Origin of the sequence: Erwinia sp. S43 (assembly GCF_016624745.1) — a bacterium.
In the GTDB taxonomy this organism is placed as follows: Bacteria; Pseudomonadota; Gammaproteobacteria; order Enterobacterales; family Enterobacteriaceae; genus Erwinia; species Erwinia coffeiphila.
In genome coordinates, this window is the sequence record NZ_JACVTX010000018.1 from 51,074 (window position 1) to 77,813 (window position 26,740).

Here is a 26,740-nt window from a genome sequence, read left to right on the forward strand (position 1 = left end):
CCATCAGGCTCACGGACGTTGCGTGGGCTCGTGCCCATTTATGGTGATCTTTTCAGGGGTCTTTTAAGACATGGTTGAAAAAAAGAGTGCGAAAAGGAATCGTCGCGAGGAAATCCTGCAGGCACTGGCGCAGATGCTGGAATCAAGTGATGGCAGCCAGCGGATAACGACCGCAAAACTGGCGGCAAGCGTTGGCGTATCTGAAGCTGCGCTCTACCGTCATTTTCCCAGCAAGACCAAGATGTTTGACAGCCTGATCGAATTTATCGAAGACAGCCTGATTACGCGCATCAATCTGATTTTGAAAGACGAAAAAGAAACGCTGCCGCGTTTGCGTCTTATCACGCAGTTGATTCTGGGCTTTGGTGAGCGTAATCCGGGTTTAACGCGAATTTTGACCGGCCATGCGCTGATGTTTGAACAGGATCGTCTGCAGGGGCGTATCAACCAGCTGTTTGAGCGTATTGAAGTACAAATTCGCCAGGTAATGCGCGAAAAGAAAATGCGTGAAGGCGAAGGGTTCGCAACGGATGAAACGCTGTTGGCCAGCCAGCTGCTGGCTTTTTGCGAAGGGCTGCTTTCGCGTTTTGTTCGCTCAGAGTTTCGCTATCGTCCGACAGCGGAATTTGAAGTTCGCTGGCCGCTGTTCGCAATGCAGCTGGTGTAAACCGACGTGGACTGGCCCAGCAATGAGGCCAGCCCATATCGACTTTTCAGGTCAGCTGATGGTTCAGATACCGTATTCGCTACGGTAGGCGCGAACTGCCGCCAGGTGGTCGGCAAGCTCAGGTTTCTCTTCCAGATAGCTGATTAACTCTTTTAGCGTGATAATCGAAATCACCTTACAGCCGTAATCCCGCTCCACTTCCTGGATAGCCGAAATGGCGCCGCGCCCGCGTTCCTGACGATCGAGGGAAATCAGTACACCAGCCAGGCTCGCCTCGTTCGCCGCAATGATCTCCATAGACTCACGGATCGCCGTACCAGCGGTAATCACATCATCCACCAGCATCACTTTACCCTGCAGCGGGCTGCCAACCAGCGTGCCGCCTTCACCGTGAGTTTTGGCCTCTTTTCGGTTAAAGCAGTACGGCACATCGCGATCGTGATGATCGGCCAGTGCAACGGCAGTGGTGGTAGCAATCGGGATACCTTTGTAGGCCGGGCCGAACAGCAGATCGAAATCAATGCCTGAATCTACCAGAGCCTGCGCATAGAAACGGCCCAACAGGGCCAGATCGCGACCGGTGTTGAACAGACCTGCGTTAAAGAAGTACGGGCTTTTACGCCCTGACTTCAGCGTGAACTCACCAAACTTCAGCACCTGCTTGTTGATGGCGAATTCGATAAATTGGCGCTGCCAGGCTTTCATGTTGTCATTCCTCAATATTCAGGCAAAAAAAAGGCGACTCTTGGGTCGCCTGGAAAAATCAGATACTCAGCGCTGCTTTCTGCGCTTGTACCAGTGTGTCAATGCCGCCCCGGGCCAGCTCAAGCAGTTTGAGCAACTCATCGTGGCTGAAGGGTTCGCCCTCTGCTGTCCCCTGCACTTCAATCATACGACCGTCTTCGGTCATCACCACGTTCATATCCGTTTCGGCAGCGGAATCTTCAACATATTCCAGATCGCACAGCGCTTCGCCGTTTACGATGCCAACGGAAATGGCAGCAACCATGCCTTTCATTGGATTGGCCTTCAGCTTGCCGATCGCAACAAGGTGATTCAGTGCATCGGCCAATGCCACGCATGCACCGGTGATGGATGCGGTGCGCGTACCGCCGTCGGCCTGTAATACGTCGCAGTCCAGGGTGATGGTAAATTCGCCCAGTGCTTTCAGATCCAGCGCGGCGCGCAGGGAGCGAGCAATCAGACGCTGGATCTCCAGCGTGCGACCGCCCTGTTTACCTTTCGCCGCTTCGCGGGCGTTACGGCTGTGGGTGGCGCGAGGCAGCATGCCGTATTCAGCCGTCACCCATCCCTGCCCCTGACCTTTCAGGAAACGAGGAACGCCCTCTTCAATCGTTGCAGTACACAGTACTTTGGTATCACCGAATTCAACCAGCACAGAGCCTTCTGCATGTTTGGTGTAATGACGGGTCAGGGTTACGGGGCGCACCTGATGTGCGCTACGGCCTGATGGACGCATAGTGTGTTCTCCGGCTAGCTAATTATAATTGGCTGCGCATTATACGGATTTCACTGGTGAATGCCTATCGAAGGCAGCTTCATCCGCGCGCTGTTATGCAACTGGCAGATAATCAACGTTTAAAACAGCAAGATAATCGGGAACTGGATGTAAAAATAATCGAGATATGGCTAAATGCCCCTCTTTATTGACTCTTCACGCGGGACCGTCCGTATGACTGCTGTTTTACATTTTATTCTGGCCCTGGCCATTATCTTCTGCCTGGCGCTGCTATTCAGTTCCGACCGAAAGAAAATTCGTCCACGCGTACTGTTACAGCTGGTCGTTATTGAAGGCGCTTTGGCCTGGTTCTTCCTGCACGCATCCGGTGGACTAAGCGTAGTGAGTGCCGTGTCCGGCTTCTTCGAGGTACTGTTGAAATATGCCGCACAGGGTACCGACTTTGTGTTTGGCAACATGAGCTCGCAGGGGCTGGCTTTTATCTTCCTGGGCGTACTGTGCCCAATCGTCTTTATCTCTGCGCTCATCGGTATTTTACAGCACCTGAAGATCCTGCCGCTGCTGATCCGGTTTGTTGGCACCGTGCTGTCTAAAATCAACGGTATGGGTAAGCTGGAGTCATTCAACGCCGTCAGTACTTTAATCCTTGGTCAGTCAGAGAACTTTATCGCCTATAAGGGTATCCTGGCAGAGATTTCGGAGCGGCGCCTCTACTCAATGGCCGCAGCCGCGATGTCTACCGTTTCACTGTCGATTGTCGGTGCCTACATGTCGATGATTGAACCGCGCTATGTAGTAGCCGCACTGGTGCTTAACATGTTTAGCACCTTTATCATCCTGTCGATTATTAACCCGACGCCGGTGGGTGATGAACCCGAGATTCGGCTGGAAAAACTGCACGAAGACCAGAGCTTCTTTGAGATGCTTGGCGAGTACATCCTCGCAGGTTTTAAAGTCGCGATGATTATCCTGGCCATGCTGATTGGATTTATTGCCCTAATCACAGCGGTTAACGCACTGTTCGCTGCGGTATTCGGTATCAGCTTCCAGCAGATCCTTGGCTATATTTTCTGGCCGTTTGCCTGGCTGATCGGTATTCCACCAACCGATGCCCTGAAAGCCGCCAGTATTATGGCCACTAAGCTGGTGACCAACGAGTTTGTCGCGATGATTGAACTGAAAAAAATCGCAGCGGAACTGTCACCGCGCGGGTTGGGGATACTGTCCGTCTTCCTGGTTTCGTTTGCTAACTTTGCCTCCATCGGTATTGTGGCAGGTGCCATCAAGGGACTTAACGAGCAGCAGGGGAATGTAGTATCACGCTTCGGCCTGAAGCTGATCTATGGCTCCACGCTGGTCAGTTTACTTTCCGCCGCCTTCGCCGGACTGGTGTTGTAAGCGTTCAGCCCGGTACTGCGGTACCGGGCTGCTGGATTAAGTTAACCCCGGTCAGAAAGCTACGCATGCGGGTGTATCAACCCGCATAACCGAATCCTGAGCAAAACGCTGCTTGTAAATCGCCCTCAACGCTTCAATTCCCTGCTCACTGCCCTGGTCCGTTGCATGAATCAGCATCAGCGCTTTGCTGTCTTCACGCGCGAGCTTTCCGTCGTTGCCCAGCCACTGTCCTTTCGCGTTAAATACCGTCAGGCCATCTTTAAAGCGCGGCGTAACATCCTTATCAACAAACGTCTGCCATTCAGCCTCAGTAATCGCCTGTCCGTGCGGCCTGTTCAGGCCAAAATAGAGCGTTGTCTGCTGCATCGCTTCACCGGCCGCACATGTCGGTGCCGCTGTACTTGTCACCTTGCCTGGCACACTGCACCCCGTGAGCGCTAAGAGTAAAAAAGAAGAATAAAATAAGCGGGCAGACATGGACTCTCCTGGTAAATGACGATGGCGATCGAGTGGCCGACACTCAGGCCGGATTATTCTTAACATATTAATCTCTGGTTGATAAAACGTCAGCCGTTGCTCCGACTTTTGACTGAATACCTGTTAAGCCAGCGCCTGCGCCGTTATACTTCCGGCATCTTTCTCTTAAGCGAGTACGCAAAATGATCCGCAGTATGACCGCCTACGCACGCCGTGAAACCAAAGGCGATTGGGGCAGCGCCGCCTGGGAGCTGCGTTCCGTAAACCAACGCTACCTTGAAACGTATATCCGTCTGCCAGAGCAATTCCGCGGGCTGGAACCGGCTATTCGCGAACGCATCCGCAATCGGCTGACTCGCGGTAAAGTGGAAGTGAATCTGCGTTTCGACGCCGATCCCAGTACGCAGAGTGCACTGGTGCTGAATGAAAAGCTGGCGATCCAACTGGTACAAGCGGCTAACTGGGTCAAAATGCAAAGCGATGAGGGTGAAATTAACCCGGTAGATATTCTGCGCTGGCCCGGAGTGATGTCGGCTGAAGAGCAGGATCTGGATGCCATCTCAGCACAGCTATTAATTCTGCTCGATGGTGCCATTGACGACTTTATTGCTGCTCGTGAGGTCGAAGGTGCTGCACTGAAGGCACTTATTGAGCAGCGTCTGGAAGGGGTCAGTTCAGAAGTCAGCAAAGTTCGCACTCATATGCCAGATGTTCTTAAATGGCAGCGCGAGCGCCTGGTAGCCCGTCTGGAAGACGCGCAGGTTCAGCTGGAAAACAATCGACTGGAGCAGGAACTGGTGATGCTGGCACAGCGCGTGGATGTTGCCGAAGAGCTGGATCGCCTGGAAGCGCACGTGAAGGAAACCTATAACATCCTGAAGAAAAAAGAGGCAGTTGGCCGCCGTCTGGACTTTATGATGCAGGAATTCAACCGTGAATCCAATACACTGGGCTCCAAATCGATTAATGCTGAAATCACCGCATCGGCCATTGAGCTTAAGGTGCTGATTGAGCAGATGCGCGAGCAGATTCAGAACATTGAGTAGCTTTTCTGCATCAATTTCTTCTGGTTGAGAGAGCAAAGAACCTTCAATCAACACCCTAACGCTATAAGCCTGCTTATAGCGTTTTTTTTATGGTAGGAAGAAGATGCTTCAGAGGGTAAACTATCACCCTTCTTTTAATATGGATTTATTTGAGGCTCAACCATGCAAACTTTACCTCCCTGCCCTAAATGCCACTCTGAATACAGCTGGCAGGATGGAGACATGCTTAACTGCCCGGAATGCGGTCATGTCTGGGCTGATGGTGCTGACAGTGGTGCGGATGAGGGGCTTATCGTTAAAGATGCCAATGGTAATTTACTGGCAGATGGCGACAGCGTGACGGTCATTAAAGACCTGAAAGTGAAAGGAAGTTCAACACCGCTAAAAATTGGCACCAAAGTGAAAAGTATCCGTCTGGTAGAAGGCGATCATAATATTGATTGTAAAATTGACGGCTTTGGACAAATGAAGTTGAAATCTGAATTTGTTAAAAAGAGCTGATCGTTGCCAGTAGCCATTCAGGCTACTGGCCTGTTCGTATTAATGCGTGTTTTTTCTGAAAAATTAAAAAAACACAGTAATATTGCAATAATAACTTGCAATCATACTGTTTTATACAAAAACTATTCCATTATTAAATAACGATTCCTTTCCGATAAGAATTTTATCAACTCTTTTTTATGAAACGAGCATCTTTTGACAATTTATCACCAATGCCAAACCCATCAAATTCATCTCATTTTATCGCCTTAATACTTTCAGATAAAAGTGACCATCATCTCTGTAGGGATGGAACTTGCCACATTAACTTTTGCAACTAATGAACCGTACTTATACTAAATAAATCGTTAAAATAACCCAGACACATTGTTGAGAAATAACAAAGAGCAATACAATACTGACTCTCAAAAACAAAAAAACAAAAAAACAAATATGTTATTATTGATAAAGTTAGTTTCCAGAAAAACAGAAATTTTCCGGATATAATTAGTTCAGATCAGTCCTTGCGCATAAGCATAACGGATTAATTCAATGTTTGATGAAACGCCCAGGCGACGCATCGCGTTATACTTTTGAGTCGAAATCGTGCTGATTGTCCGATTCTGGCGCTGTGCAATTTCTGCAAGCGAATAGCCCGATGAAAACAACCGGACGACTTCCAGCTCTTTAGGTGTCAGTGTGCTACCCCGCTCACTGCCTTTGCTGGAGGATACTTTCAGATAGTTGAAAGATGATGAGTAATAGCACTCTTGCTGGCTAATAACATGATGACAAGCCAACACGGTTTCTTCCACACTATCGCACTTACTTACTACGGCTTTGACACCATAATCGCTCGCCTTTCTTAAAATTGCCGTATTTTTTTGCGAAGTCAGTAAAACAATTTTCACATCAGGAAAACGACCGTGCAGAGCTCTTAACTTAGTAAAACCATCAATTGTCGAACGGTCCGACCCCAAAGAGAAGTCAGTAATGACGATATCTGTTGGCCTGGCAGACAAGGCAGATAACAAGTCTTTACCACAGACAGCCTCATTCGTGATAAGAAATTTATCATTGCCAGAAAAAAGCATCTTCAGCGAATACAAAATATGTGGATGATCATCAGATATGGTTACTGTGTATCTATTATGCATACTCCCTCCCGATAAAATATCATCATAATGTCCCCTATGATTCGATAACAAGTTAACGTTTTATCGTCATTCAGACTGCAACTTGTAGTAAATCCATGTATTAACACCGTACGGCGTTGAGCAAACAGCCATAACCGAGCATTTACTGAATCATAACAAAATTGTTTTAGATTAGGGCCCTCAAAACAGATCAAACGCATACCAGATAATTCCATGGTAGCAGTGCAACGCATAAAATCACTTTACCTACTAATTACATCAATGCATAGACTACCTCTTAAGAATTAATTTAACCGCAGAAGAATATCCTAATGAGATTAATTCAGGAGTATACATTTTTCTACCCAACACAGCCAGAAAGGTCAAAAAAAAATAACCATGAGAAAACGAACAAGTAATAATGAAATTTTGCGATCGCCGACTTAAATCAATAATTATCGCTACCCTTTACCAATTCGAATAACGCGTTCGTGTATATATGTCATGAATCTTCTACACTGGTCAGTACGAGAAAAATTCAACATCGGGCCGTACGCACTCAACGTCACACACCATGAAATTCAGAATAATTTTTATTAATGCATGCTGGCAGGAAAAAGAAACAAAATAAAATTTAAACATCAAAAATTCAACAACTTAACACAAAATTCATCATTAAAATTACTCAGGCAATTATTAAAACTAATACATTAGTCTCTCCCTGAGAAAAATTCAGTCGCCGAAAGCTGCATAACCCCTTAGGCTTGCGGCCTCTATCCAGGAGCAGACTATGTTACTCACCGTACTTTACATTATCGGCATTACTGCCGAAGCCATGACCGGAGCACTTGCTGCGGGCCGCCGTAAAATGGACATGTTCGGCGTTATCATTATCGCCTCAGTCACGGCGATTGGTGGGGGATCGGTGCGGGACATGCTGCTTGGCCACTATCCCCTGGGATGGGTAAAACACCCTGAGTACATCATGATCGTCGCCGCTGCGGCGGTTATCACGACGCTGGCCGCCCCCCTCATGCCGCATTTACGTAAGGTTTTTCTCGTACTTGATGCGCTGGGCCTGGTCGTTTTTTCAATTCTGGGGGCACAGGTTGCACTGGACATGGGATATGCTGGCATCATTGCCGCTATCAGCGCTGTCGTCACCGGAGTCTTTGGTGGCGTTCTGCGCGATATGTTTTGCAATCGTATTCCACTTGTTTTTCAAAAAGAGCTCTATGCGGGGATCGCATTTGCCTCCGGATGGGTTTATATCCTGTTGTTAAAAACAGCACTGGCCATGGAAACAGTCGTCATCATCACCCTGATTTGTGGATTTATAGCACGCCTGCTGGCACTGCGTTTCAAACTGGGTTTACCCGTTTTCAATTATCCGCACGGCGACCACTGAAGCTCTCGCTCTCAGGGCCGTATTCTCAGTTCGGATTGCATCAACCAGGCTATCATCTCCTGCACGTCACGATGATTAAGAAAATCACTAATCTGGCGTGCCAGACCCACGCCAATACCCGGGAGCTGCTGCCACTGCTTCTCCGTTCGTGACAGGAGTACCTCCCAGCTGTCATCCACTAGCGTCCGTAATGCCGATTCAGGTATCGGAACGCCCAGTGCTCTGACCCAGCGTTTAAAAGGCTGCTGACGGCTAAGCTGAAACTGCTGCCAGAAAAAATGCGCCATATGCTGGCTCATTCCAACCGACGCTTGTAACCTCTCCTCGGTCAGCGTCATCCATGAAAAAAGATGATTCATGCTGCCTGTCTGAATCAGTCGCTGCCAGCCGCTGCGGCCCAGGCCCGTCAAGTTAAGTGCCTGTCTACCGCCAAGCCATTCAAGACGAGCCAGAAACTGTTCATTGCAATCCGCGGTCAGTTGGAAACAGCTGAGCATAGTGTACCGTTGCTCATCCGGTGGGGATGGGTAATCGCGCTTGCTTACGCGCCAGACGACCTCATTGAGTCGAGGTATTCCCTGCCCAGCCAGGCTAATACTCACCTGATCGCCAGCAACGATGTCTTTTTCGCGCCAGCGAGATAGAGAACCAATGCTAACCCGGCCCACCCGCTTATCATCAAGTTGTACGGGTTCGAGGTCTAAAATCACGCTGATTTTTCCACTTCGCCCGATGGTGAATCTCACAGCTTGTACCTCAGTACTCACTTCTGGCGGTGGATATTTCCAGGCTACTGCCCAACTACCCAGATCGGGCATCCAGCTACTGCCCTGAACTCCCGGCTCGCTGTGCACCACGACGCCGTCAGTCACAAAAGGTAATGATGTTTCAAACCAGCGCTTACGCCACATTTGCACAGCATCAGCATCCTCAACCTGCCGGGTCCAGGTGCTGACATCTGGAAAGCCCGCATCGCGAATACCCTCAAGACGCTGCATCATATTGCTCGGGCCATTCGGCCAGGCCCAGATAAACAATCCAATATTACGCAGTTCATCGGTGGGTTGTTTTGCCATCAGGGCACCGGCAACCTTCGAACGCGCATTCTTTCCCCCATGCAATGCCTGTTGATGCCCGGTCATCAACAAATACAGCTCACCCTGGAAAACGGTTTGTGCCTCGCGGAACGGTATGGATTGCGGTATAGCAGCTATACGCCGGGCTTTTTCCGTCCAGTCTTCACCACGCAGCCCATCGCCCCGACTGATCGCTTGATGCAATTTGCCATTCTGATAGACCAGCGTAATGGCAACACCGTCTATTTTTGGCTGTACCCATAAATCGTGCCGGGCTCCCATCCAATCGACCAGTGCTAATTTATCCCTGAGCTTTTTCACCCCGACATGAGCAACGGGATGAAGGGCTTTTCCATTCGTGGTTAACTGGGGCTGGCGCAAACCGCTATCGGGCTGAAAGCAGCGTTGCCAACTCTGCATCCTTGACTGTAAAGCGTCATAACGTTCATCAGTGACTAAACTCACTCCCTGACGATGATAAGCGTCATCCCATTGTTTAAGCTGATTTTCCAGCGCGGCCATTTCACTGATTTGCCGTGCAGGAGTCCAAACCGGACACTGTGCCTGTGCAATTGTACTTAGTAATCCAATCACCAAAATCAGAAATCGCATCCCAGCCTCTCTTATCAGAACCACCGACAGGCTGCAGTAAAACGCATCAAAGGCAGACTGGCGAGCTGCGAAAAAAGGTTCTGGAAACAGATGCTGAAACTAATGCTGCAACGCCGGGCTTCAAGGCAAAATTTTGCGTGATGCTATCCGTTTTCGGATAAAATGGCGCATTACTCAGCCGAAACGCTGCATGAAGGGCTGCACATGTGTATACTGTGCAGGAAGTAGACTCCGCTTTATTGGCATATCAAGAATAATCATGGCTCAAGGCACGCTTTATATTGTTTCCGCCCCTAGCGGCGCGGGTAAATCCAGCCTGATTCAGGCACTGTTAAAAACGCAACCGTTGTACGACACTCAGGTCTCTATTTCACATACCACTCGCGGTATGCGGCCCGGTGAAAATCATGGTGAGCACTATTATTTCGTCAACCATGACGAATTTCGTTCCATGATTAGTGACGATGCGTTTCTCGAACATGCGGAGGTTTTCGGTAATTATTACGGAACATCCCGCAAAGCGATTGAGCAGGTTCTGGCTACCGGTGTTGATGTTTTTCTTGATATTGACTGGCAGGGCGCGAAGCAGATCCGTCAGAAAATGCCAGCCTCGCGCAGCATCTTCGTATTGCCACCGTCAAAAGATGAGCTGGACCGCCGCCTGCGTGGGCGGGGACAGGACAGTGAAGAGGTGATTACCAAACGTATGGAGCAGGCCGTGGCCGAAATGAGCCACTATGCCGAATACGATTATTTAATTGTGAATGATGATTTCGATCTGGCTCTGTCCGATCTGAAAACAATCATTCGCGCCGAGCGTCTGCGCATGGGCCGTCAAAAAGCCCGCCACGATGCTTTAATTAGCAAACTATTGGCAGACTGAGGACAACTCAGTATGATGCCCAGTCATTTCTTCACCCGTGGAGTATCACACTTATGGCACGCGTAACCGTACAGGACGCAGTAGAAAAAATTGGTAACCGTTTTGACCTGGTTCTGGTGGCAGCACGTCGCGCACGTCAGATGCAGGTTGGTGGTAAAGATCCACTGGTTCCAGAAGAAAACGATAAATCTACCGTTATCGCACTGCGCGAAATCGAAGAGGGTCTGATCACTAATCAAATCCTTGACGTGCGCGATCGTCAGGAACAGCAAGAGCAGGAAGCCGCTGAAATTCAGGCTGTTACCGCTATCGCTGAAGGTCGTCGTTAATCGGATCTGAAGGCTCGCCTTGTATCTGTTTGAAAGCCTCAATCAGCTGATTGAAAAATACTTGCCTGAGGAGCAGATAAAGCGCCTCAAGCAAGCTTATCTTGTCGCACGTGATGCTCACGAGGGACAGACACGCTCCAGCGGTGAACCCTATATTACTCACCCTGTCGCCGTTGCCTGCATCCTGGCAGAGATGAAGCTCGACCATGAAACGCTCATGGCTGCGCTGCTGCACGATGTTATCGAAGACACCCCCGCTACCTATCAGGATATGGAACAGCTTTTCGGCAAAAGCGTTGCTGAGCTGGTCGAAGGCGTATCCAAACTTGATAAGCTGAAATTCCGCGACAAGAAAGAAGCGCAGGCGGAGAACTTCCGCAAAATGATCATGGCGATGGTGCAGGATATCCGCGTCATTCTCATCAAGCTGGCTGACCGTACGCACAATATGCGCACGCTGGGTTCTTTACGTCCGGACAAACGCCGGCGTATCGCTTTGGAAACGCTGGAAATATACAGCCCTCTGGCGCACCGCCTGGGTATTCACCATTTGAAAACCGAGCTGGAGGAACTGGGCTTTGAAGCTCTGTATCCGAATCGCTATCGGGTGATCAAAGAAGTGGTGAAGGCCGCGCGCGGCAACCGTAAAGAGATGATTCAAAAGATCCTCTCCGAAATCGACGGTCGTCTGCAGGAAGCCGGTATTCCCTGCCGCGTAAGCGGTAGAGAAAAACACCTTTATTCCATCTATTGCAAAATGCACCTGAAAGAACAGCGCTTCCATTCCATTATGGATATCTACGCTTTTCGGGTGATCGTGCATGATATGGATACCTGCTATCGCGTTCTCGGCCAAATGCACAGCCTGTATAAGCCGCGCCCGGGGCGAGTCAAAGACTACATCGCGATTCCCAAAGCTAACGGCTATCAGTCGCTGCATACCTCGATGATCGGCCCACACGGTGTGCCGGTGGAAGTCCAGATCCGTACTGAAGATATGGATCAGATGGCAGAGATGGGGGTGGCAGCGCACTGGGCTTATAAAGAACAGGGTGAAAGCAGCACAACCGCACAAATTCGCGCCCAGCGCTGGCTGCAAAGTCTGCTGGAACTGCAACAAAGTGCCGGAAGCTCCTTTGAGTTTATTGAGAGCGTTAAATCCGACCTGTTCCCGGATGAAATTTACGTATTCACCCCGGAAGGGCGTATTGTTGAACTCCCCGCCGGAGCAACACCGGTCGATTTCGCCTATGCGGTGCATACCGATATCGGCCATGCCTGCGTCGGTGCTCGTGTCGATCGCCAGCCTTACCCACTGTCGCAATCGCTGACCAGCGGACAGACGGTAGAGATTATTACCGCGCCAGGTGCTCGCCCGAATGCGGCGTGGCTGAACTTTGTCGTCAGCTCAAAAGCGCGCGCCAAAATTCGTCAGCTGCTGAAAAACCTGAAGCGCGATGATTCCGTCAGCCTAGGCCGACGTCTGCTTAACCATGCTCTTGGCGGCAGCCGCAAGCTGGCCGAAATACCTGAAGCCAATGTCCAGCACGAGCTTGAGCGTATGAAGCTCGCCACGCTTGACGATCTGCTGGCGGAAATCGGCCTCGGTAACGCAATGAGCGTGGTCGTAGCGAAAAATCTGCAGCACAGCGACGCTGTTCCGGCTGAAACGCCAGCGTCCTCACCTTCGCGCAGCAAGCTGCCGATTAAAGGTGCTGACGGCGTACTGATTACCTTCGCCAAATGCTGCCGTCCGATTCCTGGTGACCCAATCGTCGCCCACGTTAGCCCGGGTAAAGGATTAGTGGTACACCATGAATCCTGCCGAAATATCCGCGGTTATCAGAAAGAGCCTGAGAAATTCATGGCTGTTGAGTGGGACAAGGTTACCGAGCAGGAATTTGTTGCCGAAATCAAAGTGGATATGTTTAACCACCAAGGTGCACTGGCCAATCTGACTGCGGCAATTAACACCGCGGGCTCTAATATTCAGAGTCTGAATACCGAAGAAAAAGATGGCCGCGTATACAGCGCCTTTATCCGTTTGACGGCACGCGATCGTGTTCATCTGGCTAACATTATGCGTAAAATCCGCGTAATGCCGGATGTCATCAAGGTGCATCGTAACCGCAACTGAGGACAGGAGCGCCGATCCGCTCCTGTCGCCTTTCACCCGATCGTCGATTTATCGTACCGCGACGGAATTACTATTTTCAGGGAGTTATTCTTCGCATGAATGCACAACGTTATGCCCGTATCCGTGAGATGCTCGCCGCGCGCCAGCACGATCTGACGGTCTGTATGGAGCAGGTGCACAAACCCCATAACGTTTCCGCGGTGATCCGTACTGCCGATGCCGTTGGCGTGCATGAAGTGCATGCCGTCTGGCCCGGTAGCCGCATGCGCACCATGGTGTCATCCGCCGCCGGTAGCAACAGTTGGGTGCAGGTAAAAACTCACCGAACCATTTCTGAAGCCGTGCAGCATCTCAAAAGCCAGGATATGCAAATTCTGGCCACCAATCTGTCGGATAAAGCCGTCGATTTTCGCGAAATTGACTATACCCGCCCTACCTGTATTTTGATGGGCCAGGAAAAAACCGGTATCACCCGGGAAGCACTGGAGCTTGCCGACCAGGATATTATCATCCCCATGATTGGTATGGTGCAGTCACTGAACGTCTCCGTAGCATCGGCACTGATCCTGTATGAAGCCCAGCGCCAGCGCCAGAATGCCGGTATGTACCAGCGTAAAGAAAGTACGCTGGCTTACGCCGAGCAGCAGCGACTGCTGTTTGAAGGCGGCTACCCTGTCCTGGCTCGCGTTGCGAAACAGAAAGGTTTGCCCTATCCGGTGATCAATGACCGTGGTGAAGTGGAAGCGGACCCGGAATGGTGGGCAACTATGCAGTCAAAGGCGACGAAATAATGCAGGGCCGCCTGCTGGATGCCATTCCGCTGAACACGCTCACCGGCGTGGGCGCCAGTCAGGCAGCAAAGCTGGCAAAAATTGGCCTGCTTACCGTACAGGATCTGCTGCTGCATCTCCCGATGCGTTATGAAGACCGTACCCAACTCTATACGATTAACGATCTGCTACCGGGCATCTTTGCCACCGTCGAAGGCGACGTGCTGCACTGCGACATCAGCTTTGGTCGCCGCCGCATGCTGACCTGCCAGATTAGCGATGGCACCGGCGTGCTGACGCTGCGCTTCTTCAACTTTAATGCCGGGATGAAAAACAGCCTTGCCGTCGGGCGACGCGTTACCGCCTATGGTGAAATCAAACGTGGTCAGCGCGGGGCAGAAATCATTCATCCTGAATATAAGATTCAGGGAGAACAAGGCGTCACCGGTCTACAGGAAACGCTGACCCCGGTCTACTCCACCACCGAGGGGATCCGCCAGGCCACGCTGCGCAATCTGACCGACCAGGCGCTTGCCCTGCAGGACACCTGCGCTATTGCCGAATTACTGCCTCCCGAGCTAAGCCAGGGACTGATTGGACTGCCGGAAGCGCTACGCACGCTGCATCGTCCTCCACCGGATATCGCCCTGAGCGATCTCGACAGCGGCACACATCCCGCTCAGCGCCGGTTAATTATGGAAGAACTGCTGGCTCACAATCTCAGCATGCTGGCAGTCCGCGCCGGGGCTCAGCGCTATCACGCACTTGCCATGACGCCCCGCCACTCGCTGAGCGATAAATTACTGGCTGCACTTCCGTTCCGTCCTACCGGTGCTCAACAACGCGTTGGCCGTGAAATAGAAACTGACCTCGCAAAAGATTACCCAATGATGCGCCTCGTACAGGGCGACGTTGGTTCCGGTAAAACGCTGGTAGCCGCGCTGGCTGCACTTAATGTGATTGCCTGGGGCAAACAGGTGGCACTGATGGCCCCTACAGAGCTGCTGGCTGAACAGCACGCAAATAACTTCCGCCAGTGGTTTGCTCCGTTAGGAGTTGAAGTTGGCTGGCTGGCAGGAAAACAGAAAGGGAAGGCTCGCCTTGCCCAGCAGGAAGCGATTGCCAGCGGGCAGGTATCAATGATTGTCGGTACTCACGCCATATTTCAGGAACAGGTGCAGTTTAACGGGCTGGCGCTGGTCATTATCGATGAACAGCATCGGTTTGGCGTTCACCAACGCCTGGCTCTGTGGGAAAAAGGCGAAGAGCAGGGATTCCATCCACACCAGCTGATCATGACCGCCACGCCCATTCCGCGGACCCTGGCGATGACCGCCTATGCCGATCTCGATACCTCCACCATCGACGAACTGCCGCCGGGCCGGACACCCGTGACTACCGTAGCAATCCCGGATACGCGCCGTGCGGATATCATCGCCCGCGTTAAAAGTGCCTGTAGCACGGAAGGCCGTCAGGCGTACTGGGTGTGTACGCTGATTGAAGAGTCGGAACTGCTGGAAGCGCAGGCGGCTGAAGCCACCTGGGAAGAGCTAAAACTGGCACTGCCCGACTTGCAGGTTGGTCTGGTGCACGGTCGCATGAAGCCGGCGGAAAAACTGGCGGTGATGCAGGCATTTAAGGCCGGTGAAATCCAGCTGTTGATTGCCACCACCGTGATTGAAGTTGGAGTTGATGTTCCCAATGCCAGTCTGATGATTATTGAAAATCCGGAACGGCTGGGCCTGGCACAACTCCATCAGCTGCGCGGGCGCGTCGGGCGTGGCGCTGTCGCCTCTCATTGCGTACTGCTGTATAAGGCCCCGCTTAGCAAAACGGCGCAAAAACGGTTGCAGGTTCTGCGCGACAGCAATGACGGTTTTGTTATTGCCCAGTGCGATCTCGAAATACGCGGCCCTGGTGAACTGCTGGGTACGCGCCAGACCGGTAATGCCGAGTTTAAGGTGGCCGATCTCCTGCGCGATGGTGCGATGATCCCGGAAGTTCAGCGCGTGGCTCGCCATATCCACCAGTACTATCCCCAGCAGGCGCAGGCCTTAATTGAGCGCTGGCTTCCTGAAACCGAGCGCTACACCAACGCCTGAAGTGCGTACCCTTATTCGCCGACTTCCGCGTCAACTTTCATCATCAGCAAACGTTTGCTTTTAAACGGCAGAAGATTAAAATCGCCACTTTATTACCGCTGGAACCCCGAACATGTCCGTTGATGCCCATGATGCCGCTGCCCGCCAACCTTCTCCGGTGAGCAAAAGTGAGTTGATTTATCGTCTTGAAGACCGCCCACCGCTCCCTCAGACCCTGTTTGCCGCGTGTCAGCACCTGCTGGCGATGTTTGTCGCGGTTATTACACCGGCATTGCTAATTTGCCAGGCTCTCGGCTTACCAGCCCAGGACACGCAGCACATCATCAGCATGTCCCTGTTTGCTTCCGGTGTGGCATCTATTCTGCAGATCAAAACCTGGGGACCGGTAGGCTCCGGGCTGCTTTCTATCCAGGGCACCAGTTTTAACTTTGTCTCTCCGCTGATCATGGGCGGGCTGGCGCTGAAAAACGGTGGTGCTGACGTCCCGACCATGATGGCCGCACTGTTTGGCACATTGATGCTCGCTTCCTGTACCGAAATGGCCCTGTCCCGCGTTCTGTACCTGGCGCGTCGCGTCATTACCCCGCTGGTTTCCGGGATTGTGGTGATGATCATCGGTCTGTCGCTGATTCAGGTTGGCCTGACCTCTATCGGTGGCGGCTATGCGGCAATGAATGATCACACCTTCGGCGCACCAAAAAATCTGCTGCTGGCCGGAGCCGTTCTGGCGGTGATTATTCTGTTGAACCGTCAGCGTAATCCCTATCTGCGCGTAGCCTCACTGGTGATAGCGATGGCAGTCGGTTATCTGCTGGCGTGGGCTCTGGGTATGCTGCCGGCAGACACAACGCCGACCAATACCTCTCTGGTGGCGATTCCGATGCCGTTCTATTACGGACTGGGTATCGACTGGAACCTGTTAATTCCGCTGATGTTGGTATTTATGGTGACCTCTCTGGAAACTATTGGCGACATTACCGCGACTTCTGACGTTTCAGAACAGCCGGTCAGTGGCCCGCTGTATATGAAGCGGCTCAAGGGCGGCGTGTTGGCTAACGGCCTTAACTCCTGCGTTTCCGCACTGTTTAATACCTTTCCAAACTCCTGCTTCGGACAGAATAATGGCGTGATCCAGCTGACCGGCGTTGCCAGCCGCTACGTAGGGTTTGTGGTGGCACTGATGCTGATTGTGCTGGGACTGTTCCCGGCGGTAAGTGGTTTCGTGCAGCATATTCCTGAACCGGTACTCGGCGGTGCAACGATTGTCATGTTTGGTACGATTGCCGCTTCCGGTGTGCGCATCGTGTCACGTGAGCCATTAAACCGCCGCGCAATTATGATTATTGCCCTGTCGCTGGCGGTTGGGCTGGGCGTATCACAGCAGCCACTGATCCTGCAGTTCGCGCCAGACTGGCTGAAAACGCTGCTCTCTTCCGGCATCGCGGCAGGCGGGATCACTGCTATTGTTCTGAATCTGGTGTTCCCTCAGGAAAAATAATTCCGCAGCGGTCATAGTCGTACGAATACAGGGCGGATAATTTCCGCCCTGCAAGTGCCTTCCCGGTTGAGAAACGGCGATAAATCAGGCATAACAAGCCATTACCGATTTTCCACGGGATGGTTGCAATGAAATTTCTCGGAAAAGTTTTGCTCACGCTGCTACTGGTGTTACTGCTGGTCATCGTTGCTCTTTATGTGCTGCTGCAAACCCAGTGGGGTGCAGGATGGATTAGCCGCCAGATTAGTGACGACAGCGCCTATCAGCTCTCTATGAGTAAAATAGAGCATGACTTTTCTAATCCCAGCCATCTCCTGCTTGATAACGTTGCCTTTGGCCGGGATGGTCAGCCCGCTACGCTGGTCGCTAAACGCGTCGACCTCGGTCTGAGCCTCAAGCAATTCAGCAATCCACTTCATTTCTCCAGCATCCGCCTGAATCAGGGAACGCTAAATCTGAATAACGGCAATCCGCCGGTTTCTTTACAGGCCGACCGACTCCAGCTTAGCCAGATGGCGCTTAATCGCTCCCGGGATAACTGGTCATTACAGGCTCAGCGGGTAGATGGCGGTATCATTCCCTGGCAGCCAGAAGCGACTGAACGTCCAGACTATCAGGCCAGCTTCCAGATTAGCGCCGGATCGCTGATGCTGAATGGCGTACCGGCGGCGAATGCACTCATTGAAGGCAATGTGAAAGGACGGGAATGGACGATTAGCAACCTTGGTGCAGATGTCGCTCGGGGATCGGCGACGGCAAATGCCCGCCGTGATGCGTCCGGCAACTGGCAGGTTTCCAGCCTGCGCCTGAACAGCATCCGCCTGCAAAGTGATAAAACGCTGAGTGATTTTTTACAGCCTCTGCTATCTCTTCCTGAGGTTCGGCTGGGCAGAGTGGATGTCACCGATGCACGCCTGGAAGGCCGCGACTGGGCGGTCACCGATCTGGATTTAGTGCTGAAAAATATCACGCTGAGCCACGGTGGCTGGCAGAGCGATGGCGGATCGCTGGCGATGAACGCCAGTAGTGTTGTCAACGGGAGCCTGCAGCTGGACGACCCAATTGCAAATCTGGACTTTTCTCCGCAGGGTATTGAGCTTTCGCAGTTCAGTTCCCGCTGGGTTAACGGCCTGATCCGTGCCCAGGGCAGCTGGAACCGCAGCGATAAAAAGCTGAGCCTGGATGAAGTGGTCATCGCGGGTCTGGAGTACACGCTCCCCTCAACCTGGCGTGAGCGCTGGATGCAAGCGCTACCGGGCTGGCTGGATAGCGTTGAAGTTAAGAAATTCAGTGCTAATCGCAATCTGATCATCGATATCGATCCGGCATTCCCTTTCCAGATGACGTCTTTGGAAGGTACCGGCAACAACCTGCTGCTGGCGCACAACCACCAGTGGGGGATCTGGGCGGGAAATCTGAGCCTGAATGCGGCTGAAGCCACCTTCAATCGCGTTGACTTGCGTCACCCTTCACTCACCCTGGCCGCAGATGGAAATAGCATTAATTTCACTGAGATGAGCGCTTTTAGTGGTGACGGCATGCTGGAAGGTAACGCCAAAATAAGCCAGCAGCCTGACAGAAACACATCCTTTACGCTGAATGGTCGCCAGGTCGCATTTAACCTGTTGCAGAACTGGGGATGGTCACCGCTTCCGCAGAGCAAAGGCAATCTACAATTAAGCGGTCAGGCCCTGCTGCAACAGGATAAACCGTTAAAGCCTACTGTTAACGCTACGCTTTCCACCACCTCTGCTGATAATTCCGTGCAGCAGCGGATGGTGAACGGTGAAGTGCGCAGCGGCAACTGATGGCTAATGCTCGCTGGCAAACCGCGGATCGTGAGGAAACAGCCAGCGAGCTTCCTTTTGCAACGCCAATCTGTGTTGTACGTCGTTAAGCTGCCGGGCAATATTTATCCTTGTATCATAAATATTCGCGTCGGGGTGTACTCCAGAATAGCGCCGCGCCCAGTGTTCAAAGTTTATCAGCCAGTAGCTGTCCCCCGACTGGTTGAAGCGCAGCAGGTTGCCAATATGCTGGTCAAAGTCATAACGATCGCTGAGCAATATTTTTCCGACAGGATGAGCTGTTGCTGACAGTGCGTCCTGCCGGCCACCGCGCTCAATTTCAGTCAGCTTACCCTGTAGCTGCATGGCTCCCGCCAACAGGATCAGAAATACCGCAGCAGCAGCCCCCGTAAATATCCGCCCGCTGCATATCAGGGACGGCCATACCCTGAAGTGACGGCAAGGAATATCAATACAGCGCAACACTATCAACAACAGTAGCCAGTGGGCAGCAGACTGATAGATGGGGTATTCAGTCATCATATGGAGCAGAACAGGAAACGCTACAGCCAGCAGGGGAAGTTTTTTCCTGCGGTAAGCCAGCCGAACAATGATGCCCCCGCCAATAATTATTGCCGCCATTGCCAGAAGAGCCAGGCTCCCACCTTCAACCATCCACAAGAGAATCTCGTTGTGAGGATGAGCGCTCGTGCCCTGAGCTGCAAAGGTCTCTTCCCCACCGAATCTGTGCAAGAAGTTATATTCGAAGCCGCCGACGCCCCAACCGAATAGCGGTTTTTCGATGAACATGCGCAGGCTATCGACGATGAATACCCAGCGAATATGGGTACTTTGTATATGGTTAATGTCAGGCGTCATCATCAGAAACTGCATCAGTTTACCGATCAGTATCCCTAAGACTAAAGCCGTAGCGATCCACAGTAGCCTTGCCGCCTGCCGGTAAAACCAGCAGCAGTAACATAGCAAAGCGATACCGGTTGCCAGGTAACCAATCTGAGACTGGCAGAGTTGAAGCACAAGACCAAAGAGTAAAAACAGGAAAAAACAGGCTGACCGATGGTAAAGAGCAAACTTACCCTGCGAAAGTAAAACCTGGTATGGGGAAGAAAAACTCAGAAAGAGCAGAGCCGATACGCCTGTCGCCACAAAACTTGCCAGTACATTAATTTGCTGAAAAATACCGTAAGGCCTTGCCGAACGAAGCGTTGAGAATTCCCACCACTGCGCCGCAGGTAAGTGGAAATACTGTACCAGGCATAATATACATTCAAGAACAACGCCGAGCAGTACAGCCGTCATCATCCACCAGGTGTCAGATGGGCGGCCCCTGAACTGTAGCAACGTAAGATAAAAGAATACGCTGCCCACCATTCCGATAGTAGTTAACGCAGCGTTCTCCCGCCAGACAGGTTTGGTACACAATGAGAGCAGAATTAAAATCAGAAAGCCACTCACAAACCAGACCGACGCAGCGCTAAATCTCAGCCGGATGCGACCTGAGGAAACCGGCCACACGGTAATAATGACCATAAACGCGCAGACCGTCATCCACGTAATGATATTGATGGGCAGCGCCAGGCCGCTCCCCCCCATATTCGGCTGATACCAGTGCAGTAATAAACTAAAAAAAAGAAACACCAGGCATAAGAGAGTATTTCTTAACGTACGCGATCGCCCCAGCGACATTCCTTTGTGCTCGGAAATCGGAATGGTATCAGACATATAACGAGGCCTTATCTGGTTACTGATAGCTCAGCGTGTATTGCGCAACGGAGGTAAATGGCCCAAAGGCAACGTTACCCGATTTTATTTCGTCGGTATCCGCTTCCACAAAAGCAAAAAAATCAAGGCTCATACTTCCCTGAGAGAGTGCAACCGCAGGGGATGCCTGTTTCAGCGTGACGGGGCTGCCGTCCTTTAACTGCAGCCCAACGCCAATGGCAGACATATCACCGGCACCTTCAGGCGTAATCATCAATCGGTTCGGTAACTTAGGGCTTTCATTACCTGAAAAAGAGATCGTCACCGATTCAAAAACAACAGCATTACAATTAAGCAGATGGATAGTAAAAGGGATCGGTTTTGTCGTTTTATCATTAACAAGATCCTTTAACGCAATCTGCTTAAAGTCGACAGGAACCTTTTCATCTCCGGGAGCAACATCGCAGGGTAACGCAACAACTCTACCGGTGAATCGAAGATCCCCACCGATTAATCCAGCCATTTTAGTCGTAGCCGCCATCGACTGGCTCATTGCAACGGCAGGCAGTAAAGGAAGCAGCCAACGGCATAGTTTCATCATGTCACTCGTCCCTACTGAAATTCTGCAACAACGCTGGCGGTAGACTCATAATCCCCTTCAGGAATCTGAGCGCCTTTATTTATAATGGGTGAAGCCGTCAGGTTCCAGTTACCCTTATTATTTTCAAAATTATCGATATCGTAAAAATGGTTCGGTAACACAGGGTTTCCTGACTTATCCCACAACCCCACACCCAGGTTACTGCGGTCGAGGCCGATCCCGGTCGTACCAAGATAGTCCGGGTTAAAACTTGCCAACCCTGAACCCGCAGGCTGAATACCCATTTTTATATTAAGAAATCCTGTATCAAAACTCCCGCCTTTACACTCAACACGAATGGGTACGGGCTTCCTGTATTTGGTATTATTAGCATCAACACCGGACCCGGGGATGTCATCAAAGGGAATAACTATAGCCTGCCCCTCATTAATAATGCATTTGTCCGGAACGGTAATAATTCCAGAGGTAATGGTAATCGTAGCCAAAGGATAACTAATCGATGGTGTAGCACCCAACCGACCATACAATTTAACTAGCTCAGTTCCTTCAAGATTCATGCCATTGATTAACGGTTTCTTAATGACGAACGTTATTCGGCCTTGAGAACCAGACATTGTATCTCTGATCACATGAGATGACGGTGGAACACAAGATTCAGGGACATTGTTAGCTCGCCCTGTAAAAGGCACTGGGAAAAAATCGCCCTGCGCCCCCATCCCGGTAATCATAAACACCTCGACCTTTACATCAATGTAATCATTTAACACCAAAAAGTTAGGGGTTGATGAATTAACCATTGTAGTAGTTGCCGTATAAAATCGCGATTGATTCGTTATTGGCCTGTTACAATGTATATCAACGGTATATCGCCCCCCCACATTCCAGTTCCGAAGGACTTGAGTACCCACTTTATTCGAACTTAAGTCCATTGAGGAAATTGGAACCTCATATTTAAAACCACCAACGATTTCCGGCGTAATGTCACCCTCATTATACGCCATTGATGAAAGTGGAAATAAAAGAGGGGTAATTAATAATCCGCACGTTGCTCCGAATCGGAGTGTGCTTTGCTTAGTACGCCGCTTGCCCATTACAAATACTCCATCATCAGACGAACCATTCCATAGTAGCTCCCGGCACCTACATATTTCTGCGTTGACTCTAAAGCAGCCATAAACGTCAACGTATTATCGCCGGGAAACAACAGATACGGATGCTGAGTCTGATTCAGGAAAAGTGGACTGCCTTTGCTGTCCATCAGACGGAGCCCAAGGCCTCGAACACCTCCCCGCACCATCAGCAGGTCGGGGTTAGCACCATCGGACTCACCGGCGAAGGTGAGAGAGATCACCCGCTCATCTGTCGTATAAGATCTGACATTTACCCCGGTCATTTTTCCGGGAATATCTTCATGAGACTCGTGCGCACCAGCTAGACAACCCTTCAGGTTGACGACAAAAATTACTCGTTTAGATCGACTTCCTTCCTGACGAAATGACCGGGCGCTAACCTCGCCCATATCGACATCCTGCTCCTGAGATTCGCTGGCCAGTATGCAGGGGGAAGTCAATACGGCACCATGAAAATGAACCACGCCATTCTGCCCTTCAACATCATACAAATCACGGTGAACGGGAGAAAGCACCGCACTGGCACAGCAGCTGAACATCAGTGTCGATAAAATTAGCGTTCGGGTAATCACAATTACATCCCTCTTTATATGCAGAAAAAACAGCTTTCCATGCTATTTTTTTACCTGATCGTCAGGAACAGAATGACAAATGGTGCCCTCACAGCGGTATCGAATTTCAGGGTGACCACCGTAGTCATTGACATACATCATCGAAAATTCATTTACGCTCGTATTGGTTACCGGCACATCGAGTGTCGACTTCGGTGGTATCATTATCCCAGGGAAGGTTGTCAGGCGTTCCCCTCCTTTTTCAGAAGCACCTTTTGTTAAACCTATTACGGTTATAAAGTAAGGAGTCGGGTTATCCGCGACGAATTTACCCCCTTCTTTTTTAAACGCCAGTTTACTCTGCCAAACTTCATTTTTACTGCCCGGAATAATTCGTGTTGGCCGATAAAATAATTTTATTCTCGACTGCATAGATAACTGAAGCACGTTAGCTTTTTTAGGCTTAGGCGGTATTTCTCTGACATTTAAATAGAAGATACTCTCGCGATCCTGAGGGAGAGCTTCAATTCCGTTAGTTTTAGTCACTCTGATAACGCCTTTTTGCCCACCGTTAATCCTCTGTAATGCTGGTAACACCAGAAGGGGTGAGGTGATTTTATTTCCTTTTGCATCTTCAACCCATGACTGCGCAAGAAATGGTACATCCGGACTGGTATTTGACAGGTTTGCGCTGGCAGAGACACTGTTTCCGGTAAGGATCATTCTTGTACGATCGAGGGAAATACCAGCCTGAGCAGATCCCATGCTCACGACTAAAACAGCCGTTAATGTTGCTATATTTAAGGTAACAATATTTTTTCGCATAATAAAAATCCTGTTAAATCGTGCGTGTTTTCCCGTTACAATTCTATTGGCATGGTAATAAAATTTGTGCCTGCTTGTGCGTTAACTTTTCCGGGACCTGTATTGCGCATTGTTTCTTTCCTTCCCAGACGGCGGAAAGTTTTTCGCCCGGTTTAACGCCGGATAGATAAGCAATACCGCCATCCATAATCATCGCCACGCTGACCCCATCATCATTCACCACTTCAGCACCAAATGGCGGAGAGGTTCCATCCTGCAATCGCAGCTGCGACATCACTCTTTCCCCCTGAGACATGGCAAATTTCTCGTAGCCGATCGCTCCCTCGGTGAAGGTTGTGGTGGTAATGGCATGCGACACTTCCACATCTTCACCCAACGCATCAACATCGATACGCGTATCAAAGCTGTTATAGCTTGCGACATCGGGGACCACGCCAATTCCGAAGAAATTCGTTCTAGCCAGCTTGCCGTTAAGAGGCACGCCAGCTACGCCTCCGGTATCGACCATAATCCGTGCCGTATCCTGAGTGGCTGAGCTGTTATGTATTGCTGCGCCGTAACGCGTTGCCGTTATCCCACCGCGCACCGTGCCGCCCAGTGAAATATAGTTATCCTGCTGATAGCTGACGTTGGTATCAATCTGCGCCATCGCCGCACGGTGTTGGTAATAGCCATCGCCGGAAGCTTTACCGGCCTGATCGGCACCGGCACGGATTCGCCACAAATTGTTGTAATCACGATTGTCGCTGTAAGATGCCATTTGTGTATTTCTACGCCCCTGCATCTGCAGGTCATAACCCGCCCAGCGACTGTCGCCAATCGGCATGGAAATCGAGAAGGACAGGCTGTCATCATTACGCCCCTGATAGGTTGAACGATACAGCGCCAGGTTAGCCGTGATACCACTTACCCCGGCAATACTGAACGTCCGTGACGCGGATAAGCCATAGCGATCCTGACCTTTTGTATCCCAGTAATTCTGATGGGTATAGGTAACAAATAGCGTGGTCATCTTGTCCGGATCGTCGGCCCAGAATGTTTTATTACCGGTGATGGTGTACATCTCTTTATCACGACCCGTACTGTTATAATCGTTGTATCGATCATCCAGATACTGAGACTGGGTCCTGAATTTTTTCTGCGAGAAACGATAGCCCGCAAACGTGATTGCACTGTTAAATTCATCAAAAGTTTTTGCGTAGCTAAGCTTGAAGGACATTCCCTGCTGTGAACTTTCGCCCGGCAGTTTACTGATCGACTGCGTCACGTCAGCAGATATTGCACCTAAAATATCCAGATCTCTCCCAACGCCCGTCGACCAGGCGTTATAGTTATTACCGGAAAGTAAAACTCCACCATAAATCGACCACGAGTTGCTTAAGCCCCATGAGAAATCACCGGTATAAAAAGCAGGCCCCTGGAATTTGTGGTTATACTGTGATGGACGACCAACAGAAGTGTTATAACGAATATATCCCGGCCGCGTAAGATACGGAATATTAGCAGTATTCACTTTAAAAGTGGTTATTGTACCGTCCTGTTCCTCAACTTTGACATCCAGCTCACCACGCACAGATGTATTCAGATCCTCGATATTAAATGGACCTGCCGGGACCGTTGTTTCATAAATAGTACGTCCGCTTTGGCTAACGGTTACTTTCGCGTTGCTTTTTGCAATACCGCGCACCTGCGGGGCATAACCCTGCAGGTTAGGGGGCAGCATACGCTCATCGCTGGCCAGATTAATACCGGTGAAACGTACGGTATCAAACACCTTGGAGTTTGAATAAATTTCACCAAGAATCACCTTCGCCGCCTGCATTGGCAGAGGACGATAAGCATATATCTGATTAAATTCGAAATTATGCTGGTGTTCGCTGCCGGAATAATCCCCCTGATACTGCGCACGCAGGCGCCAGGCCCCCATGTTCATACCCGTCTGACCATAGGCAGAAAAACTGGTACTGGAACCAGAACCATTCTTTATCTGACGGCTTGTTTGCCCGCTGATACTGTAATCCAGCAACAGACCGGGTACACCATTATCCCAGCGTTCGGGTGGTGTCCAGTCAGGATCGGAATATTTCATCCATGCCTGAGGGATAGAAACATCAATAGCACCGTCCTGGTTAGAGATGGTTGCACTGGGAATGGTGGTAATATCTAAACAGGTATCATCAATTCTACGCACCATTTTCAACGCTTTTTCCTTCAGCGCCAGCGCATTGACCATGTTAGGCGTTAAACACGCCAGCGTTTTATTTTTATCATCAGGAGAAATGATATAGGTGATTTTATCCTGCTTATAAAAACGCCCGTTAATCTTGATATCCAGTAAGTAGTTAGCGGGTGCCACGTAGTTTGTTTCTGCAAAGCGAGAAAGGTCGACATTACCACGATCGGCAGCATCCAGCGCATCAACGCTGAACTCGACGGAATCACCTGCGGCCCAGGAATAGTGTGCAATCAAGCACAATATCAGATTCGCTATGGATAATTTGTATCTGCTTTTAATAATAAATAACATTAAATTATCATCCCAACCCCCACATATCCAGAACGATAAAAGATATGCATGAGATTAATAAAGTAGCCTTCCTTGCCTCAATAGATTTATTACAGTCG

23 protein-coding genes are annotated in these 26,740 nt (G+C 50.6%); 12 read left to right on the plus strand and 11 right to left on the minus strand.

Annotation, left to right across the window (positions count from 1 at the left end; all coding sequences use genetic code 11):
* Nucleotides 1-70: 70 nt before the first annotated feature.
* Nucleotides 71-667 (plus strand): nucleoid occlusion factor SlmA, encoded by a 597-nt coding sequence (gene slmA / locus IBT47_RS18815; RefSeq protein ID WP_105594432.1) that lies wholly within the window; start codon nt 71-73, stop codon nt 665-667.
* Between the two features lie 63 nt (nt 668-730).
* On the opposite strand, the gene pyrE is transcribed toward slmA, so the two are convergent.
* Together pyrE and rph are read right to left on the minus strand one after the other, a co-directional pair.
* Complete coding sequence (gene pyrE / locus IBT47_RS18820; protein ID WP_105594431.1) at nt 731-1,372, minus strand: orotate phosphoribosyltransferase; 642 nt, start codon at nt 1,370-1,372, stop codon at nt 731-733.
* 58 nt (nt 1,373-1,430) lie between these two features.
* Nucleotides 1,431-2,147: a ribonuclease PH gene (rph, locus tag IBT47_RS18825; protein WP_105594430.1), complete on the minus strand. Its 717-nt coding sequence runs from the start codon at nt 2,145-2,147 to the stop codon at nt 1,431-1,433.
* Between the two features lie 213 nt (nt 2,148-2,360).
* On the opposite strand from rph, the gene IBT47_RS18830 reads away from it, so the two are divergent.
* Nucleotides 2,361-3,545: a NupC/NupG family nucleoside CNT transporter gene (locus tag IBT47_RS18830; RefSeq protein WP_200562129.1), complete on the plus strand. Its 1,185-nt coding sequence runs from the start codon at nt 2,361-2,363 to the stop codon at nt 3,543-3,545.
* A 51-nt stretch (nt 3,546-3,596) separates the two neighbouring features.
* Here IBT47_RS18830 and IBT47_RS18835 read toward each other — a convergent pair whose 3' ends face one another.
* Nucleotides 3,597-4,022, minus strand: a complete 426-nt coding sequence (locus IBT47_RS18835; protein WP_200562131.1) for a DUF3574 domain-containing protein — start codon at nt 4,020-4,022, stop codon at nt 3,597-3,599.
* Nucleotides 4,023-4,204: 182 nt separating this feature from the next.
* Here IBT47_RS18835 and IBT47_RS18840 point away from each other — a divergent pair, with 182 nt between their 5' ends.
* Nucleotides 4,205-5,068 carry a YicC/YloC family endoribonuclease gene (locus IBT47_RS18840; RefSeq protein ID WP_200562133.1) on the plus strand — a complete coding sequence of 288 codons (864 nt, stop codon included), beginning with the start codon at nt 4,205-4,207 and terminating at the stop codon, nt 5,066-5,068.
* Nucleotides 5,069-5,230: 162 nt separating this feature from the next.
* Nucleotides 5,231-5,569: a zinc ribbon domain-containing protein YjdM gene (locus IBT47_RS18845; protein WP_200562135.1), complete on the plus strand. Its 339-nt coding sequence runs from the start codon at nt 5,231-5,233 to the stop codon at nt 5,567-5,569.
* Between the two features lie 491 nt (nt 5,570-6,060).
* Here IBT47_RS18845 and IBT47_RS18850 read toward each other — a convergent pair whose 3' ends face one another.
* Entirely contained in the window at nt 6,061-6,705 is a 645-nt protein-coding gene (locus IBT47_RS18850) for a response regulator transcription factor (protein WP_200547499.1), read from the minus strand.
* 769 nt (nt 6,706-7,474) lie between these two features.
* Here IBT47_RS18850 and IBT47_RS18855 point away from each other — a divergent pair.
* Nucleotides 7,475-8,092, plus strand: coding sequence for a trimeric intracellular cation channel family protein (locus IBT47_RS18855; protein WP_200547500.1), 618 nt, complete (start codon nt 7,475-7,477; stop codon nt 8,090-8,092).
* Between the two features lie 11 nt (nt 8,093-8,103).
* On the opposite strand, the gene ligB is transcribed toward IBT47_RS18855, so the two are convergent.
* A complete protein-coding gene (gene ligB / locus IBT47_RS18860; RefSeq protein WP_200562137.1) occupies nt 8,104-9,780 on the minus strand; it encodes an NAD-dependent DNA ligase LigB in 1,677 nt (558 codons plus the stop codon).
* Nucleotides 9,781-10,039: 259 nt separating this feature from the next.
* Between ligB and gmk the strand changes: the two genes are divergently transcribed.
* The 7 genes from gmk to IBT47_RS18895 all read left to right on the plus strand — a co-directional run bounded on the left by gmk (nt 10,040) and on the right by IBT47_RS18895 (nt 19,307).
* Nucleotides 10,040-10,663, plus strand: coding sequence for a guanylate kinase (gene gmk, locus IBT47_RS18865; protein WP_200547502.1), 624 nt, complete (start codon nt 10,040-10,042; stop codon nt 10,661-10,663).
* Between the two features lie 53 nt (nt 10,664-10,716).
* A complete protein-coding gene (rpoZ, locus tag IBT47_RS18870) occupies nt 10,717-10,992 on the plus strand; it encodes a DNA-directed RNA polymerase subunit omega (protein WP_105594422.1) in 276 nt (91 codons plus the stop codon).
* Between the two features lie 19 nt (nt 10,993-11,011).
* The gene (gene spoT / locus IBT47_RS18875; protein ID WP_200562139.1) at nt 11,012-13,129 is read left to right on the plus strand and encodes a bifunctional GTP diphosphokinase/guanosine-3',5'-bis pyrophosphate 3'-pyrophosphohydrolase; all 2,118 of its coding nucleotides are present in this window, start codon (nt 11,012-11,014) and stop codon (nt 13,127-13,129) included.
* Nucleotides 13,130-13,224: 95 nt separating this feature from the next.
* Nucleotides 13,225-13,920, plus strand: coding sequence for a tRNA (guanosine(18)-2'-O)-methyltransferase TrmH (gene trmH, locus IBT47_RS18880; RefSeq protein WP_200547504.1), 696 nt, complete (start codon nt 13,225-13,227; stop codon nt 13,918-13,920).
* Nucleotides 13,920-16,001 (plus strand): ATP-dependent DNA helicase RecG, encoded by a 2,082-nt coding sequence (gene recG, locus IBT47_RS18885; RefSeq protein ID WP_200562187.1) that lies wholly within the window; start codon nt 13,920-13,922, stop codon nt 15,999-16,001. The genes trmH and recG overlap by 1 nt, the downstream gene beginning before the upstream one ends.
* A gap of 112 nt (nt 16,002-16,113) precedes the next feature.
* Nucleotides 16,114-17,499: an NCS2 family protein gene (locus IBT47_RS18890; protein ID WP_200562141.1), complete on the plus strand. Its 1,386-nt coding sequence runs from the start codon at nt 16,114-16,116 to the stop codon at nt 17,497-17,499.
* Between the two features lie 128 nt (nt 17,500-17,627).
* Nucleotides 17,628-19,307, plus strand: a complete 1,680-nt coding sequence (locus IBT47_RS18895; RefSeq protein WP_200562143.1) for an AsmA family protein — start codon at nt 17,628-17,630, stop codon at nt 19,305-19,307.
* A gap of 3 nt (nt 19,308-19,310) precedes the next feature.
* On the opposite strand, the gene IBT47_RS18900 is transcribed toward IBT47_RS18895, so the two are convergent.
* From IBT47_RS18900 to IBT47_RS18925, 6 genes are read right to left on the minus strand one after another with little or no spacing between them, the layout of a single operon-like run.
* Nucleotides 19,311-21,029: a PglL family O-oligosaccharyltransferase gene (locus tag IBT47_RS18900; protein ID WP_200562145.1), complete on the minus strand. Its 1,719-nt coding sequence runs from the start codon at nt 21,027-21,029 to the stop codon at nt 19,311-19,313.
* A 19-nt stretch (nt 21,030-21,048) separates the two neighbouring features.
* Complete coding sequence (locus IBT47_RS18905) at nt 21,049-21,609, minus strand: fimbrial protein (protein WP_200562147.1); 561 nt, start codon at nt 21,607-21,609, stop codon at nt 21,049-21,051.
* A gap of 11 nt (nt 21,610-21,620) precedes the next feature.
* On the minus strand, nt 21,621-22,700 hold the full coding sequence (locus IBT47_RS18910; RefSeq protein ID WP_200562149.1) for a fimbrial protein: 1,080 nt from the start codon (nt 22,698-22,700) through the stop codon (nt 21,621-21,623).
* A complete protein-coding gene (locus tag IBT47_RS18915) occupies nt 22,700-23,311 on the minus strand; it encodes a fimbrial protein (RefSeq protein ID WP_200562151.1) in 612 nt (203 codons plus the stop codon). Before IBT47_RS18915 ends, IBT47_RS18910 begins: the two co-directional genes overlap by 1 nt.
* Before the next feature lie 42 nt (nt 23,312-23,353).
* Entirely contained in the window at nt 23,354-24,115 is a 762-nt protein-coding gene (locus tag IBT47_RS18920) for a molecular chaperone (protein WP_200562153.1), read from the minus strand.
* 43 nt (nt 24,116-24,158) lie between these two features.
* On the minus strand, nt 24,159-26,642 hold the full coding sequence (locus IBT47_RS18925; RefSeq protein ID WP_200562159.1) for a fimbria/pilus outer membrane usher protein: 2,484 nt from the start codon (nt 26,640-26,642) through the stop codon (nt 24,159-24,161).
* Nucleotides 26,643-26,740: the final 98 nt, after the last annotated feature.

Bases quoted from the DNA above. Each gene is read 5' to 3' on its own strand.
- ligB (WP_200562137.1), bottom strand. From the start codon at position 9,780: ATGCGATTTCTGATTTTGGTGATTGGATTACTAAGTACAATTGCACAG.
- rph (WP_105594430.1), bottom strand. From the start codon at position 2,147: ATGCGTCCATCAGGCCGTAGCGCACATCAGGTGCGCCCCGTAACCCTG.
- IBT47_RS18855 (WP_200547500.1), top strand. From the start codon at position 7,475: ATGTTACTCACCGTACTTTACATTATCGGCATTACTGCCGAAGCCATG.
- IBT47_RS18890 (WP_200562141.1), top strand. From the start codon at position 16,114: ATGTCCGTTGATGCCCATGATGCCGCTGCCCGCCAACCTTCTCCGGTG.
- IBT47_RS18925 (WP_200562159.1), bottom strand. From the start codon at position 26,642: ATGTTATTTATTATTAAAAGCAGATACAAATTATCCATAGCGAATCTG.
- IBT47_RS18850 (WP_200547499.1), bottom strand. From the start codon at position 6,705: ATGCATAATAGATACACAGTAACCATATCTGATGATCATCCACATATT.
- IBT47_RS18830 (WP_200562129.1), top strand. From the start codon at position 2,361: ATGACTGCTGTTTTACATTTTATTCTGGCCCTGGCCATTATCTTCTGC.
- trmH (WP_200547504.1), top strand. From the start codon at position 13,225: ATGAATGCACAACGTTATGCCCGTATCCGTGAGATGCTCGCCGCGCGC.
- IBT47_RS18905 (WP_200562147.1), bottom strand. From the start codon at position 21,609: ATGATGAAACTATGCCGTTGGCTGCTTCCTTTACTGCCTGCCGTTGCA.
- slmA (WP_105594432.1), top strand. From the start codon at position 71: ATGGTTGAAAAAAAGAGTGCGAAAAGGAATCGTCGCGAGGAAATCCTG.
- rpoZ (WP_105594422.1), top strand. From the start codon at position 10,717: ATGGCACGCGTAACCGTACAGGACGCAGTAGAAAAAATTGGTAACCGT.
- IBT47_RS18845 (WP_200562135.1), top strand. From the start codon at position 5,231: ATGCAAACTTTACCTCCCTGCCCTAAATGCCACTCTGAATACAGCTGG.
- IBT47_RS18910 (WP_200562149.1), bottom strand. From the start codon at position 22,700: ATGGGCAAGCGGCGTACTAAGCAAAGCACACTCCGATTCGGAGCAACG.
- IBT47_RS18840 (WP_200562133.1), top strand. From the start codon at position 4,205: ATGATCCGCAGTATGACCGCCTACGCACGCCGTGAAACCAAAGGCGAT.
- pyrE (WP_105594431.1), bottom strand. From the start codon at position 1,372: ATGAAAGCCTGGCAGCGCCAATTTATCGAATTCGCCATCAACAAGCAG.
- recG (WP_200562187.1), top strand. From the start codon at position 13,920: ATGCAGGGCCGCCTGCTGGATGCCATTCCGCTGAACACGCTCACCGGC.
- IBT47_RS18895 (WP_200562143.1), top strand. From the start codon at position 17,628: ATGAAATTTCTCGGAAAAGTTTTGCTCACGCTGCTACTGGTGTTACTG.
- gmk (WP_200547502.1), top strand. From the start codon at position 10,040: ATGGCTCAAGGCACGCTTTATATTGTTTCCGCCCCTAGCGGCGCGGGT.
- IBT47_RS18835 (WP_200562131.1), bottom strand. From the start codon at position 4,022: ATGTCTGCCCGCTTATTTTATTCTTCTTTTTTACTCTTAGCGCTCACG.
- IBT47_RS18920 (WP_200562153.1), bottom strand. From the start codon at position 24,115: ATGCGAAAAAATATTGTTACCTTAAATATAGCAACATTAACGGCTGTT.
- IBT47_RS18900 (WP_200562145.1), bottom strand. From the start codon at position 21,029: ATGTCTGATACCATTCCGATTTCCGAGCACAAAGGAATGTCGCTGGGG.